The sequence below is a fragment of the Pedobacter polysacchareus genome (genome assembly GCF_019802255.1).
GTDB lineage: Bacteria > Bacteroidota > Bacteroidia > Sphingobacteriales > Sphingobacteriaceae > Pedobacter > Pedobacter polysacchareus.
Genome location: NZ_JAHYSS010000007.1, coordinates 117724 through 130032 on the forward strand (window position 1 = coordinate 117724; position 12309 = coordinate 130032).

Here is a 12309-nt window from a genome sequence, read left to right on the forward strand (position 1 = left end):
ACCGGCGCCCTTTATTTTTAATTAATGATCATGACCATCCGCTTCAACAGGATGCAGTTCAAATTTCAAGTCCAATTCGTTCGCTCCGGAAAACTTAAGCGCAAAACCAGGTTCATTCCAGTCTGCAGCAGTAATTCCAGCTTTTACACCTGAATTCAAATGGCGCAATACATACCGAAATGTAAATCCTGCAGAAGCCTCATCTACGGTGAGATATCCAGTTACCCCAACATTTATCTTCTTATTGTCTTTGTCGCGGTCTGCATAGGCATAAGTCAAAATTCCTGTCGGAGCACCCAAAATAAAGGCCTGATGCAGCTCATGCTGATCTAAAAATCTTTGCTGCAGTTCCTTACCAGCAGCATCAAATGACCGTAAACTCAATTTATATGTTTTTCCTTCCTGCAAATGGGCATGTGTCCCTGCAGGAGGCAATCCTTTACTATCAAATGTAATCACCAATGGCTTTGCAGCAGCTATGGTATTGTAATGAAAATGATCTCCATGTGCTTCCCGCTCTACTTCTAAAAAAGTAAGCTCTGATTTTCCTTTTTCCTCTTCCGGTGATTCAGGTTGAGGATCTTTCTTACAGGCGTTAAAAGTTAACGCAATCAGCGCGACTAAAATGGCTAGGGAATACTGACGTAATTTGTTCATGGTTGTTTTTGTTAAGTATTAAAATTTGTAAGCTATTGATGTTCCTGGCCAGGTTTCTCATCTTATTGCAATCATGTTGCAAATATATCTCAATAAATTACAAATGCAACTATATTGCTTTTATATTTGTAACCTTAATATTTATAACATGATCAAAGCCCCTAACAAAAAAACACTATTGAACTCTGCCCATTTAGACCAGTTTGGCATCACCGCCTCTGTCGCCTGCGCCATTCATTGCGCCGCCCTCCCCTTCCTCATCACTTTTTTGCCGCTCTGGGGTTTGAGTTTCCTTGCTCAGCCATGGGTCGAATTCAGTATGATTGGCTTATCGCTTTTGATTGGCACCTGGTCTTTGGCACATTCCTATCCTAAGCACAAAAGAATCATTCCTATCCTGGTATTAATTATTGGATTTATGCTGATCGGAACCGGACATTACAGTTTTCATTTTTTAGAAGCTGTATTGATTCCTTTAGGGGGATTCAGTATCGCACTCGCACACTTTCTCAATTGGAAATATACACGAAACTGCACCCATCAATCCTAACCTTCATGCAGTAGCAAATACTTTACAACCAAAGCACTTGCAATCTTATGGCATTTACTACTTTTGTAACTACACAAAAATGAACAGAAAACTAATATTCGGCGTATTTTTACTCTTTGTGAGTATGATCAATCCAGGCTGCAATCACCCGCATCCAAATGGAAAACAGCTCTACTTAAAGTATTTAAAAAGTCGCGTAATAAATACCAAACATTTATGATCTCTTTAAACTCTGTAGCTCATCAATATACCCCTCAGCAAGACATTCGTTTTGAGGATTGGGAAATCGATGCCGGATCCCAATGGCTGCTTCTTGGAGCATCAGGAAGTGGCAAATCAACCTTACTTCACATCCTGACGGGAATTTTGAAACCTGCACAAGGTAAGGTAACCATCAAAGGAACTTCCATCTATGACCTATCTGCTAAAGAACTAGACCAGTTTAGAGGCCGGAACATCGGGATCATTTTTCAACGTCCACACTTGATTAAAAGCCTGAGTATTTCAGAAAATTTAATCATAGCTCAAAGTTTTGCGAATTTACCTACAGATCTGAAAAGAGTAAATGAAGTGTTAGAAGCTTTAGGCATTGCCGATAAGAAAAACTCGTATCCTGATCAATTGAGTCAAGGACAGTTACAGCGGGTATCCATTGCCCGGGCAGTGATCAATAAACCTGCTTTGCTAATTGCTGATGAGCCCACCTCCAGTCTTGACGACAACAATGCGCAGATTGTACTGGAGCTATTGATGCAGCAATCAGGTGCAAATCAGGCCACATTAGTTGTGGCTACGCACGACAAAAGAGTAAAAGACGCGTTTAAAAATACCTACGAACTATCATGAGCCCTATAAAGATCAGCTGGAAGAGCCTATGGTCTAAGCCACTTTCTTCCGCATTAAACATGATGCTCATTGCCTTTGGTACTGGAATATTGACCATATTATTATTAGCATCCCATCAGATTTCACAAAAGCTGGACAACAACTCGAAAGACATTGACCTGGTAGTGGGTGCGAAAGGCAGTCCGCTGCAATTGATTTTGAGCAGTATTTACTATATAGATTTTCCTACCGGAAACATCCCGCTTAAAGCAGCAAAAGAGTTGTCGCGCAGTCCGTTTGTGAAAAGAGCCGTGCCCCTTGCTTTGGGCGACAATTACAATGGAACCCGAATTGTGGGTACAGACAGTAATTTTGTAGCCTTATATCAGTTGAAATTACAAGATGGAAAGTTCTGGAACAATGATTTTGAAGCCACTATAGGCGCTGGAGTAGCAAAAGAGCAGCAGCTGAAAATTGGCGATACCTTTTATGGTGCGCATGGATTAAGCAGTACGAGTGATGTTCATAAAAGCCATCCATATACGGTTTCAGGAATTATGGAATCCCAGGGAAATGTAACAGACAACCTGATTTTAACCAATATTGCCAGTGTATGGAAGATGCACGATGATCATGAAGATGACCATAAAGATGAGGCAGGAGACCAGCATAATGATCATCAGCATGATACTTCAAAACATGTAGACAATGATGACGATAAAGAATTGACTTCTTTACTGATCCAATACCGCTCCCCAATGTCTGTAGCTATTTTCCCTAGAATGGTAAATGAAACTACAAATATGCAGGCAGCCTCACCTGCACAGGAAAGTACCAGACTATTCTCTTTAATTGGGGTTGGTGTAGAAACGCTGCAATGGTTCGCAGTTTTAATCATGCTCATCGCAGCAATCAGCGTGTTCGTGAACCTTTACAATTCATTAAAAGAACGTCAATATGACCTGGCGATCATGCGTACACTAGGTGCTTCCAGAGGAAAACTCTTCCTGATTGTCATCATAGAAGGAGTCATTCTTACCTTTGTGGGTACGATTATTGGGGTAGCACTAGGCCACTTTGCTTTACAATTTATCGGTAATTATCAGGAAAGCAATCAGGCCCGCCTTACCGGAATCATCTTCCTGAAGGAGGAAATATATTTATTTGTTGCTGGCTTGGCGATTGGTATATTTGCGGCTATCATCCCTGCAATACAGGCTTACAAATCCAATATTTCTAAAATATTGTCTAAAAATTAACACTAATACAAAAGAAATGAAACGATTCCTGCTCGCTATTTTACTCTTTACCGGATTTGCGGTAAAAGCCCAGCACAATCCTGATGATCAGATCCTGTCCGACAACTGGGATGTGGTAGGTGGTGTAGACTTTAAGATTGTTAAAGACTCAGAAATGTATGCGGTTTATTCGCCTGAAATTAAAAAACATGCAAATAAAACTTTTGAATTGGAAGGATACATCGTTCCAATTAAGGATGGCATGAAACAAACTAAGTTCATGCTTTCTACCTTGCCAATTAATCAATGTTTTTACTGCGGAAAAAATGGCGTTCCGATCATGGTACTGGTAGAAATGACAGAACCGATTAAGTTCACCTACAAAACAATTGTCGTAAAAGGCACGTTGAAATTAAATACAGGAAATGCAATGGACAACCCACCAATTTCCCTGATCAACGCAAAAACGATATAAGTATGAAACTAGATCCTGTAAATATTTTAAAAGAACACGACCTTAAACATACCAAACAAAGGGTACGTGTGCTGGAAGAAATTGCGCTGGATACGGTAGCAATCTCCCAGCCTGAGCTGGAAAAAAAACTAGGTAAAGAGATCGATCGCGTTACGCTGTATAGAATCCTCAATACCTACGAAGAAAAAGGAATCGTACACCGGATTATGGACCTCAATGGCACCGCAAACTATGCGTTGTGTTCTTCTGCCTGCTCTGAAGACCACCATCATGATGAACATGTGCATTTCAACTGTACCACTTGCGGTAAGATCTATTGCCTTGAAGTAACGGTGCCTAAAATTAAAATGCCGAATGGCTTTACTGCTAAAACAGTCAACACGACAGCTTATGGCACCTGCGAAAAATGCAACGCACTCATGCCAGTGTCCGCATAAAAACAAGAGGCTTTATCCAGCATAAAAAAACCGGAAACTTCCATTCGAAGGTTCCGGTTTTTTATTTTTATCCTGTATTTGAATAGAAATACAGCTTCAAAAAATCTAGGCCCAGGCTTTATACAAAAAGTTCAGCCAGTTCTTATGAAAAATCAGTTCCAGATCTGCGGCCGAATATCCTTTGGCAGCAAACATGGCGACCATCTTTTGCAAGTCGGAGATCGTATCCAGGTCAAAAGGCGATTGCTCTGTTCCAAAAGCGCCATCCAAATCTGATCCGATACCAATATGCCTGGCATTACCTGCCAACTGGCAGATATGATCCGCATGTTCCACTACTTTTTCTAATCCACAGTTCATTCCTTTTGGTGTAGATACTCCTCTTTGCCAATCAGGAACAATCATCCAGGCATCTAAAGCCCCACCAATAACGGCTCCTCTATTGATCAATGCCAGAATCTGCTCATCGCTATATTGTCTGTTGTGGTTTACAAATGTCCGGCAATTGTTATGACTCGCCCAAACCGGTCCAGAGAAATGATCCAGGGCCTGCCAGAACGCATCATCACATAAATGAGTCGCATCCAGAATGAAGTTTAACCGCTCCATTTCCTTTAATAAATCCAAGCCCATCTGCCCCATCTTTCCAGTAGCATCGGTTCCATTTGCATATCTGCCGGGACCATAGTGCGCAGGACCGATAGCTCTTAATCCATATTGATGGGCACGCTCCAGGTAAGAAATGTCGACAATGGAATCTGCCCCCTCTAAGCTTAAAATATAACCGATCGCTTTCTGATCATTTGAAGTCCCGTCATTCCATAGCTCATAATGGCTTTTCAATTGCTGCGCGTTCCTGATCTGAAACAGTTCACCCGCTTCTTCCATCGCTTTATACCAGGCCAGTTGCCCTTGAGTTTGCGCCCAGGCCTGTTCCGGCGAATTCCAGCCAGGAATTAAACTATCAGGTTTCACATATCTCGCAATCTGCGTAGCCACAACAACCCCAATATTTCCTTTCCTAAGTTCCGGAAATGATACAGTAGACTTTTCACGGTCGGGCTTATCCTTCATCCCTTTTTCTAAAGTTCTGATCGTAGTGACTGGCAATCTCAAATCCCTGTTCCATTCCATGGCATTCATGCTAAGGTCCAGGTGGGCATCGATTATAAACATAGGTTCTAATGGTTAAAATAATTCAAAAACTGCTTCTACTTCTACTGGGATATTATCCGGCAAAGAGCCCATTCCTACTGCACTTCTTACGCCAATTCCGTTCTCCTGGCCCCAGACCGCCGCAAATAATTCACTGCAGCCGTTGATAATGTAAGGATGTTTTTCAAAATCTGCAGAGCAATTGACCATTCCCAAAACTTTGATCACTCTTTTCACCACATCAAGACTCCCAAAATTAGTCACAATCGTAGACAACATGGTCAAGCCAACCTGGCGTGCAGCAAGTTTTCCAGCTTCGAGATCCATATCCTCGCCAATCCTTCCTATAATCAGCGACTGATCTGGCTGCACTGGCCCATGACCTGATAAATATAAATATTTACCATCTACTAAAAACGGTTTATAAATCCCCAACGGTTTTGGTGCGGGCGGCAATACGAGTTCTAATTTTAAAAATGCTTCTTGGGCTGATAAATTCATGGTAATTCAGATAATATTTTCAATTAAAATATGCTTATATATAGATAGCAGCGATGGATTAGCTAACCATATCAAATATAGAGTTGTTTTAGAAAAGAACGCGAATTTATTGCAATTATTTTTGCAAAACAAAAAAAATCAAACTACAAACATTACTAAAAGCAAACAAAAAAAAGAATTAACACAATAATTTGCAAAAATTATGCACAAAAAAAAAGAGGGCATCCTATTCAGGATACCCTCTTTCATATCAATTAAGATCTACTAGTGACCTTGGTGACCATCTGCACCGTGTGCATGGCCATGACTTAATTCTTCTTCAGTAGCTTCACGTACAGAAAGGATTTTACCTGCAAAAATCAGGTTTTTACCAGCCATTGGGTGATTCAAATCTACAGAAACAGTAGTTTCGTGGATTGCAGTTACACCAGCTCTGAAATGGTTACCTTGGTTATCTTGCAAAGGAATTACATCACCTACAGCAGGTAATCCAGCTTCTTTGAACATATCGATAGGTAAATCAGCAAAAGCTCCCGGATCTAAATCACCGTAACCATCAGCTGCAGAAAGCTCAAAGCTATACTCATCACCAACATTTAATCCAGCCAAATGCTCTTCAAACTTAGGCAACATCATTCCTGTACCATATAAAAACACAAGCGCATTTTGCTCATCTGCTTTTTCTACGAAAACTTGTTGTCCTTCTTCATTAGTCGTATGCAATTCGTACGTTAATGATACTACTGTATTGGGTTTAATACTCATTATGATGTTATTTTAGTTATCAATTTTAATGTTTCATTACCTGTTTTTATGCCAAATGGCATATCGGCATTATGCCATTTGGCATAATTAGTTGGCAAATATAACCAGATTTTTAATATACCTGCTTTGTTTAATCGTCAGGGAATAGAATCTGATTTAAATCCAACAATTAAAATGCCTTTATTGTTCGATACAGGCGGTTTAAAAATTTCGCCATCGTACTAAATCCAGGACCAACATCATCGAAAAAAATGATGAATTCATTACCTTAAAACAACCTGCGAAAGTGCTTATTAGAATCACTAAGTTTTTGTCTCAGATAAATAACAGAAAAAGCCATAGATGCCCTTATCTTTAACCACAATTAAGAGCCGATAATAACATATATCATGATCAGATTAAACAACGACACCCCATCAGAAGTACTTCAAGAAGTAAAAAAGGGAGATTTAGTAACCGATACATTTAGCAAAACCGGCCTTGTAGAAGAGATAGAAACCTCTGATGATGGCTTATACAGGATTTATACTTTCCATCTAGTTACTGGCAGAACTATTACCATCAAAAAGTAATTCCTATTCGCTAAATGAACAATATCCTGCTGAAAATAGAGTTGATTCTGGGGTACATAAAGGTTATTCTTGCGAGCCTGCTAGCTTTTCCAACTGCAACTTCTCTCTAGGATTTTCAAAAGGCGTCATGACCAGATTCTGTGTATGTAAAATACCCAAATACCCCTCCGTATAATCATGTGCAAACACTTTAGCACCGCTGTTCAACACAAAGTCATTGTCTTCTCCAGTCTGAAAACTTCCAAACGGATGTTCTAGCCAAAATGACTTATTATAAGCCATAGTAGCACCATAAACCCATGGAGCCGCATTTTTATCGTCTATAAAAGTTTCTCGTTTCCTCAATGCCGGAGCATAAAAATTCACTTGATTTAAGCCGCAAATATCCGCTCCGGAACTTTGCAAAGCAGTAACCTGCTTCGTTACCCAGTCTTCCGCATACCAATCATCATCGTCCCAATGCACAATAATTTCTCCTTTTGCATGCTGACAAGCCAAATTTCTGAGTAAGCCAATCGTATGTAAAGGTGCTACCTTAAAATACCTTAGCCTATTTCTATTTAATAAATCTTTCTCTATCGCTATTTCCCCATCATCAACAATCACCAATTCCAGGTTTCTATAATCCTGGTGGAGAAAATAATCAATCGCATACTTAACAAAATGAGGGCGGTTTGCTGTTGGCATAATGCAGGAAACCAAAGGAGAGTTGATCATTATCGTCGTTTTCCTAAAAATAAAAAGAAAGGCATGGCCGGATAGGGACAAATGACACAAAATCGGTAATTTTAAGAAAAACAAGGACCGCCATGAAGATCAGCCATACAGAAATATATCGCTTTAGCATCCCTATGATCCCATTTGTGATTGCCACTGGGACTATGGATTTCGCACAAAATGTGCTGATCAGGATCCATACAGATACTGGAATTTACGGAGTGGGCGAATGCTCCGCCTTTCCAATGATTGTAGGGGAAACTCAGGAAACTTGTCTGGCCATGGCAAAAGTCTTTGCTAAAATACTAATTGGGAAAGATCCACTGGACATCCCAGAGAGAATGAACGATTTGATGGGTTATGCCCACAATGGAACCATCAAAAGTGCGTTCGACATGGCCTTATTTGACATTTCCGCAAAAAACGCGGAACAACCATTATATCAATTCCTCGGCGGACAAAACCGAATCGTAGAAACAGACATGACCATTGGTATTGATGCCCCTGAAACCATGGCCAATACCGCTTTAAAATACCAAGAACAGGGATGCAACATATTAAAAATCAAGCTGGGTAAAAACATTAAAGACGACATTGAGCGAGTGAAACAGATCCGTCAGGCCGTAGGAGAAAACATGAAAATTCGCCTGGATGCCAATCAGGGATGGAGCTTTGATGATGCGCTATTCGGATTGGGCAAACTTGCCGAATACAACATAGAGTTTTGTGAGCAGCCCATGAGAACCTGGTATGACGATCAATTACCAGAATTAAACCTCAATTCTCCGGTTAAAATCATGGCTGATGAAAGCTGTTATAACCATCATGATGCACGTAGACTCATCAACAGTAAATCCTGCGAATACCTAAACATCAAATTCTCGAAGTCCGGAGGTATCCTTGAAGCCCAAAAGATCCATGAAATCGCATTGCAAACCGGCACAAAATGTATGATTGGCAGTATGCTGGAAAGCAGAATCGCGACCAGTGCCAACCTTCATTTTGCTTTATCCAGCCCAAATGTAGTCTTCTTTGACCTGGACACCTGCCTACTCGGACATCTGTTGGACCCCGCAATAGGTGGTGTTGCTTACAATGGTTATTTGCTGGAAGTTCCTGAAACTCCCGGCATTGGAGCAGACGCAGATCCTGAATTCTTGAAAACATGCGAGCGTTTTATAGTGTAATATCTATTCTGCCAACCAAGTTGCCTGCTTAACCCATCAAATCCATTCGGTTTTCAACACATCTTTTTAGAGAAAAAAATTATAAATTCCGTATAAACACCCCTTGACATTTTTAATCCATTTTGTTAATTTAGTAAACTAAGTTTACAAAACCACCACATCAATGATCGATTACCATAAACAAGCTGTGCTGTTCAAACAGTTATATGTCCTCAAAAAGTTAACAGACGATTGGGGAGATAAAAACATATGCAACCTTCATCAGCCGCATTTCAACATGGCTTTCCTGCCTTTTTTCATGGCCGTTGGACTCAGTGGAAAATCCAGCAGCGCCATTGCTGCGGATTTAAAAGTAAGCAGACAGGCGACAGGAAAAATCATGAAAGAACTGGAGCAGAGCGGCTTGATTAAAGCAGAAAAAAGTACAACAGATGCCCGTGCTAACCTTTTGCAGCTGACCGAAGATGGTCGCAATTTCTACCTTCAGGTGGCACAGCAATCCAGTTTACTCAGCAGTAAATACGAAAAACTGATCGGGAAGAAACAACTGGAAATGATGACGGAAACAATGGAAAAAATGATTCATTTCCATGAGAAATTGAACCAATGTCACCTCCTCGGCGGTACATGCGGCTAAGGTTCAATAAATAGTTGCTTACCAACCTTAGCTAGTAACTGAGGATTTTAGGAATCCTCAGTCGCTCAAAAGCGGTACTATCGCCATTAAACGCATTAAAATCTACTACATGATTGATCCCTGTAATCCGTGCTTTATCTGAATGCTGCCAGAAAAACCAATTGGTATCTCCGCTGACTTTCAGTTTTGCCTGATGATAATGGGCAATCCATAATGGATATTCATCGAAATGTCCTTTCAAATAATCTCTATAAAAAGTAAGGCCGGAATAAATAATAGGCTTTACCTTGGTTTTCTTCTCTACATAGCTGATAAAATCCTGGAGTTCCTTGCGCATACTCGCTGGATCTACCCCATTCAATTGCTCAATATCCACTACTGGCGGTAAATCTCCCTCCTCAAATTTTACGGTCTGCAGGAAAAACTTCGCTTGCCATTCGCCAGATTTTTGAGGCCTGAAAAAATGATAAGCGCCACAAATAATCCCAGCCTTTGCCGCTTCTCTCCAATTGCGCTGAAAATAAGGATCTACACTTAAAATACCTTCCGTAGCCTTTATGAATGCGAATTTAACCTGCACCTCATCCTCTTTCATCGCCTTCACTTTGCGCCAATCGATTTTTCCCTGGTAATAGGAAACATCAATGCCATGAATCGAATATTTCTTTGGAATACGGATATCAAAACTGCTGTAAGTACGGTAATTCGGGTCTTGTCCCCAATCTTTCACCCAACGCCAGGTAGAGCTGAAGCCCTTAATGATATACCCGTAGTAAAATGGCGACAATAAGATCAGCATTAAGCCCACAATGGCAAACTTCCATTCCATGGCCATCGGCTTTTTCTTTTTCAGCACTTTCCGCCTCACTGGAGTCTTTGCTGCGGACTTTACTGCCGGCTTTTTTCTAGGGGCAGCTGGCTTTTTAGCAGCAGGTTCTTTTTTAAGTAAAGGAGAATTTGGAGGTATCAAAGGCATGGGGTAAAAATACAAAAGGGCAGCCGATTTGGCCACCCTTTTTTAAATAACTATTTATTCGTTTTAGAATCAAGCGCTTATTTGCTCAACTCTGCGAAATATTTATGGAATAAAGGTAAAGTCTCAATTCCTTTATAATAATTATAGATGTCAAACTTCTCATTTGGAGAGTGTAAAGCATCACTGTCTAATCCGAATCCAAACAATACCGATTTAATACCTAGTGAACTTTCGAACAAGGCTACAATTGGAATACTGCCGCCACCTCTCGTAGGGATTGGTTTTTTACCAAATGAATCTAAAATTGCCTGTTCAGCAGCACGGTAAGCCACGCTATCTGTTGGCGTCACTACTGGTTCACCTCCATGATGTGCCGTAACTTTGACTTTTACATAATCAGGAGCTATGCTTTCAAAATGCTTAGCGAAAATTTCAGAGATCTCTTCAGAAGTCTGATTTGGAACCAAACGCATAGAGATTTTAGCATTCGCTTTAGAAGGCAATACCGTTTTTGCACCTTCGCCGATATAACCGCTCCAGATGCCGTTTACTTCTAAAGTTGGTCGTGTACCAGTACGCTCCAGGGTAGAATAACCTTTCTCACCCCATTCCGCACCGATCTCCAGGTCTTTTTTATATTCATCCAAATCGAATGGTGCTGAGTTTAAAGCTGCTTTTTCCGCATCAGTCAATTCGACTACCTTATCATAAAATGCAGGAATCGTAATGTGGTTATTTTCGTCATGCAGAGAAGCAATCAGTTTACACAAGATCGTTGCCGGATTTGCCACTGCACCACCATATACACCTGAGTGTAAATCACGGTTCGGACCTACCACTTCTACTTCCATATAAGCCAAGCCACGAAGTCCAGTCTCAATAGAAGGGTTTTCCATGCTGATCATAGAAGTATCAGAAATCAAGACTACATCAGCTTTTAGACGATCCGTATTTGCTTTCACAAACAGACCAAGATTTGCAGAACCTACTTCTTCCTCTCCTTCGATCATGAACTTCACGTTACAAGCCAAAGTATTGGTTTTCATCATCAATTCAAAAGCCTTAACATGCATGTAGAACTGACCTTTATCATCACAGGCACCACGTGCATAGATTTTACCATCGCGTACTGTTGGTTCAAAAGGAGGCGTTTTCCATAACTCCAAAGGATCTGCAGGCTGCACATCATAGTGACCGTAAATTAAAACGGTAGGTAATGATGCATCAATGATTTTCTCCCCGTAAACAATAGGATAGCCGGCAGTCTCACAGATTTCAACATTATCCGCACCCGCATCTTTTAACTTCTGAGCTACAAAATCAGCCGTTTTCAATACATCCCCTTTATATTTAGGATCTGCACTTACCGAAGGAAAACGTAACAGTTCAAACAACTCCTCTAAAAAACGTTGTTTGTTGTCTTCTACATATTTTTTAATCTCTTGCATAACAAATGGTTATTTCAAAATTTAGTTTAAACCCCTATCAAGTCGTTTGTGAGCTGGTAATGAAGAGCTGAGCAGCCAATTGAAGCGCATCTTCCCAACAATTTCCTCCCTTAAAACGCCAATAATTTGAGTCGATAAAACTAGAAAAATTTATTCTGAAAAGCGCATA

Annotated in this window: 15 protein-coding genes; 8 read left to right on the plus strand and 7 right to left on the minus strand. The window is 40.5% G+C overall.

The annotated features are described in order from the left end of the window. Positions 1-21: 21 nt before the first annotated feature. On the minus strand, positions 22-657 hold the full coding sequence (locus K7X70_RS20885) for a hypothetical protein (protein ID WP_222538872.1): 636 nt from the start codon (positions 655-657) through the stop codon (positions 22-24). Between the two features lie 148 nt (positions 658-805). Between K7X70_RS20885 and K7X70_RS20890 the strand changes: the two genes are divergently transcribed. The 5 genes from K7X70_RS20890 to K7X70_RS20910 all read left to right on the plus strand — a co-directional run bounded on the left by K7X70_RS20890 (position 806) and on the right by K7X70_RS20910 (position 4182). Next, entirely contained in the window at positions 806-1207 is a 402-nt protein-coding gene (locus tag K7X70_RS20890) for a MerC domain-containing protein (protein WP_222538873.1), read from the plus strand. Positions 1208-1423: 216 nt separating this feature from the next. Then, complete coding sequence (locus K7X70_RS20895) at positions 1424-2053, plus strand: ABC transporter ATP-binding protein (RefSeq protein WP_222538874.1); 630 nt, start codon at positions 1424-1426, stop codon at positions 2051-2053. Then, on the plus strand, positions 2050-3291 hold the full coding sequence (locus K7X70_RS20900) for an ABC transporter permease (RefSeq protein WP_222538875.1): 1242 nt from the start codon (positions 2050-2052) through the stop codon (positions 3289-3291). Before K7X70_RS20895 ends, K7X70_RS20900 begins: the two co-directional genes overlap by 4 nt. A gap of 16 nt (positions 3292-3307) precedes the next feature. Continuing rightward, entirely contained in the window at positions 3308-3745 is a 438-nt protein-coding gene (locus K7X70_RS20905; RefSeq protein ID WP_062549941.1) for a hypothetical protein, read from the plus strand. 2 nt (positions 3746-3747) lie between these two features. Further along, complete coding sequence (locus tag K7X70_RS20910; RefSeq protein ID WP_222538876.1) at positions 3748-4182, plus strand: Fur family transcriptional regulator; 435 nt, start codon at positions 3748-3750, stop codon at positions 4180-4182. A gap of 105 nt (positions 4183-4287) precedes the next feature. On the opposite strand, the gene K7X70_RS20915 is transcribed toward K7X70_RS20910, so the two are convergent. The 3 genes from K7X70_RS20915 to K7X70_RS20925 all read right to left on the minus strand — a co-directional run bounded on the left by K7X70_RS20915 (position 4288) and on the right by K7X70_RS20925 (position 6603). Beyond that, positions 4288-5358 (minus strand): dipeptidase, encoded by a 1071-nt coding sequence (locus K7X70_RS20915; RefSeq protein WP_222538877.1) that lies wholly within the window; start codon positions 5356-5358, stop codon positions 4288-4290. 12 nt (positions 5359-5370) lie between these two features. Next, positions 5371-5838 (minus strand): RidA family protein, encoded by a 468-nt coding sequence (locus K7X70_RS20920; protein ID WP_222538878.1) that lies wholly within the window; start codon positions 5836-5838, stop codon positions 5371-5373. A 264-nt stretch (positions 5839-6102) separates the two neighbouring features. After that, the gene (locus K7X70_RS20925; RefSeq protein ID WP_062549947.1) at positions 6103-6603 is read right to left on the minus strand and encodes an FKBP-type peptidyl-prolyl cis-trans isomerase; all 501 of its coding nucleotides are present in this window, start codon (positions 6601-6603) and stop codon (positions 6103-6105) included. Between the two features lie 389 nt (positions 6604-6992). Between K7X70_RS20925 and K7X70_RS20930 the strand changes: the two genes are divergently transcribed. Beyond that, positions 6993-7175 (plus strand): hypothetical protein, encoded by a 183-nt coding sequence (locus tag K7X70_RS20930; RefSeq protein ID WP_222538879.1) that lies wholly within the window; start codon positions 6993-6995, stop codon positions 7173-7175. A 63-nt stretch (positions 7176-7238) separates the two neighbouring features. On the opposite strand, the gene K7X70_RS20935 is transcribed toward K7X70_RS20930, so the two are convergent. Next, positions 7239-7892 (minus strand): glycosyltransferase family A protein, encoded by a 654-nt coding sequence (locus tag K7X70_RS20935; RefSeq protein ID WP_222538880.1) that lies wholly within the window; start codon positions 7890-7892, stop codon positions 7239-7241. A gap of 92 nt (positions 7893-7984) precedes the next feature. On the opposite strand from K7X70_RS20935, the gene K7X70_RS20940 reads away from it, so the two are divergent. Beyond that, positions 7985-9079: a mandelate racemase/muconate lactonizing enzyme family protein gene (locus K7X70_RS20940; protein ID WP_222538881.1), complete on the plus strand. Its 1095-nt coding sequence runs from the start codon at positions 7985-7987 to the stop codon at positions 9077-9079. Positions 9080-9242: 163 nt separating this feature from the next. Further along, the gene (locus K7X70_RS20945; RefSeq protein WP_222538882.1) at positions 9243-9716 is read left to right on the plus strand and encodes a MarR family winged helix-turn-helix transcriptional regulator; all 474 of its coding nucleotides are present in this window, start codon (positions 9243-9245) and stop codon (positions 9714-9716) included. Between the two features lie 31 nt (positions 9717-9747). Here K7X70_RS20945 and K7X70_RS20950 read toward each other — a convergent pair whose 3' ends face one another. Together K7X70_RS20950 and K7X70_RS20955 are read right to left on the minus strand one after the other, a co-directional pair. Continuing rightward, positions 9748-10692 carry a glycoside hydrolase family 25 protein gene (locus K7X70_RS20950; protein WP_222538883.1) on the minus strand — a complete coding sequence of 315 codons (945 nt, stop codon included), beginning with the start codon at positions 10690-10692 and terminating at the stop codon, positions 9748-9750. A gap of 77 nt (positions 10693-10769) precedes the next feature. Continuing rightward, the gene (locus K7X70_RS20955) at positions 10770-12140 is read right to left on the minus strand and encodes a dipeptidase (RefSeq protein ID WP_222538884.1); all 1371 of its coding nucleotides are present in this window, start codon (positions 12138-12140) and stop codon (positions 10770-10772) included. Positions 12141-12309 lie beyond the last annotated feature (169 nt).